The sequence below is a fragment of the Endozoicomonas sp. SESOKO2 genome (assembly GCF_024606245.1).
Classification (GTDB): Bacteria; Pseudomonadota; Gammaproteobacteria; order Pseudomonadales; family Endozoicomonadaceae; genus Endozoicomonas_A.
Window position 1 is genome coordinate 1 of the sequence record NZ_JAHHPQ010000353.1, and the last position, 1,504, is coordinate 1,504.

The window sequence follows — 1,504 nt, forward strand, 5'->3', positions numbered from 1 at the left end:
AACTTGTTAAAAGCCAACCGACAGCAACAACCACCTCAATAGGCAGCCATGAATACGAGGTGGAGTCGAGTGGGGTATTTTTGCTGGTCAGGATCCGTTCATAACCCGAGAGCAGATGATTAGCGTAAAGCCATTGCCACGAAGTTGATTCAATGATGGTCGTTGTTAGCTCGCAGCCGTTTGGTCTGACTTGTTTCTCATCAGACGGTAAATCCGATCCTGCATAGCCCTTTGTGTGGGCAATGTCTGACAAAGTGCCTTTCAGTGTGTGTTGGCCAGGTGTTACAGAAACGTTCTGGTTTGGAGAACCTGTTTTCTGTTCAAACGAGACAACAAAACGCCTTGTTAACGGTTGAGCCTGACAGACGACGGACAATGTCATTAGTAGCAGTGGTGCTGCAAACAGTGAGTGTTTAATCATTATTTTACAACTGCATTCAGGATTGTAGAGAGGAAGGATAGATCAAGAAAATAACTCAAGTTACGCAGCTAACAGAGAAGCTTTCAGCCCTGCCAAGAGCCCGACTTTCCACCATTTCTTGTAGGTCGCCCTGATAGTCCGGGCATCGAAGCCAAGATCGCTGCAAACCAGATCCAGATAGGGAATGTCTGTGCTTTCACCTCTGTTTTTAAAGACCCGGCGGTATAGCAGATGCTCCTTGCCTCGCCTCGGCCTTGGTCAGGGCTTTCACGCAGTTGGTATTGCCCATCCTGGTTGCGATGGAGAGTGGAGTGGTGCCATCCGTCAGGGCGGCGTTGAGATCCGCCCCGGCCTTGATGAGGACTTTCACGCAGTCGGTACTGCCGTTCTCAGCAGCGACGTGCAGCGGGGTGGCGCCATTCGGCAAGACGGTGTTGAGATCCGCCTTTGCTTCGATCAGGATTTTCACGCAGTCGGTGTTATTTTTCCGGGCAGCGATGAACAGCGGTGTGGCGCCACCCCTCATCTGCACGTTGAGATCTGCCCCAGCATTGATCAGGAGTTTCACGCAGTCGGTGCTATTTGTTAGGGCAGCGATGCACAGTGCGGTACTGCCATCCTCAGTCCGGGCGTTGATATCTGCCTTGGTTTCGATCAGGAGTTTCAGGCAGTCGATGTTATTTTCCTGGGCAGCGATGAACAGCGCGGTAGCGCCACTCTCACTCCGGGCGTTGATATTCGCCCCGGCGTTGATCAAGCGTACGGCGATATCTGTGTGCCCCATACAAGCTGCCAACATCAAGGCATTGGAATCATCATCCATAATGACAATAAAGGCATTGACATTGACTCCATCTGCCAGTGAATTCTCCACCTGACTCAAATCCCCCTCAAGACAGGCACGATAAAACGCTTCGTCGGGAAAAAATCTATCCGGGTGAGACTCTCCGGTGTTCTCATTCAGCATAGGCATCGGGTCTTGCCGGCACATTGCACAACGGCGATAGCCGATAGGCTGTTCAACAAAGCACTTCGAAATACAGTCCAGATCGAAGTGCTTGCCACAACATTGGCTTTTGACGA

At 51.2% G+C, this 1,504-nt stretch carries 2 protein-coding genes; both read right to left on the reverse strand.

Going from position 1 to position 1,504, the window contains the following annotated elements:
• A partial coding sequence (locus KDK17_RS07965) for a hypothetical protein (RefSeq protein ID WP_257287791.1) occupies positions 1-421 on the reverse strand: 421 nt, incomplete at its 3' end.
• A 208-nt stretch (positions 422-629) separates the two neighbouring features.
• Positions 630-1,504: ankyrin repeat domain-containing protein (locus tag KDK17_RS07970; RefSeq protein WP_257287792.1), on the reverse strand; the 875-nt coding region annotated here is incomplete at its 5' end.